Source organism: Anaerotignum faecicola, assembly GCA_024460105.1.
Taxonomy (GTDB): domain Bacteria; phylum Bacillota; class Clostridia; order Lachnospirales; family Anaerotignaceae; genus JANFXS01.
On record JANFXS010000272.1, the window covers coordinates 1 to 455 of the forward strand.

The 455-nt window shown below is 47.3% G+C and carries 1 protein-coding gene; it reads left to right on the plus strand.

Annotation, left to right across the window (positions count from 1 at the left end; all coding sequences use genetic code 11):
• Positions 1-455 (plus strand): phosphoadenosine phosphosulfate sulfurtransferase (locus tag NE664_13915; GenBank protein ID MCQ4727730.1); only part of this gene is annotated, 455 nt, incomplete at both ends.

A 455-nucleotide genomic window follows, 5' to 3' on the forward strand; every position in this document is an offset into this window, starting at 1 on the left:
CATTTTCTCTTTGAGGAGTTTGATCATATCTATGTCTCTTTTTCCGGAGGCAAGGACAGCGGTTTGCTGCTCAATCTGGTTCTGGATTATCGGAATCAGCATTATCCGGAAAGGGCCATTGGCGTGTTTCATCAGGACTTTGAGGCACAGTATACGGTGACGACTGAGTATGTGGAACGCACCTTTGAACGGATTCAGGATCAGGTTGAGCTTTATTGGGTCTGCTTGCCCATGGCCACCAGAACCGCATTAAGCAGCTATGAGATGTACTGGTATCCATGGGATGATACGAAGAAGGAACTCTGGGTCCGGGAGATGCCACAAAAAGAATATGTCATCAATCTGGAAAATAATAGAATGACTACATATCGTTACCGGATGCACCAGGAAGATTTGGCAAAACAATTCGGGCGCTGGTACCGGGACGCCCATGACGGCGGAAAAACAGTATGCCT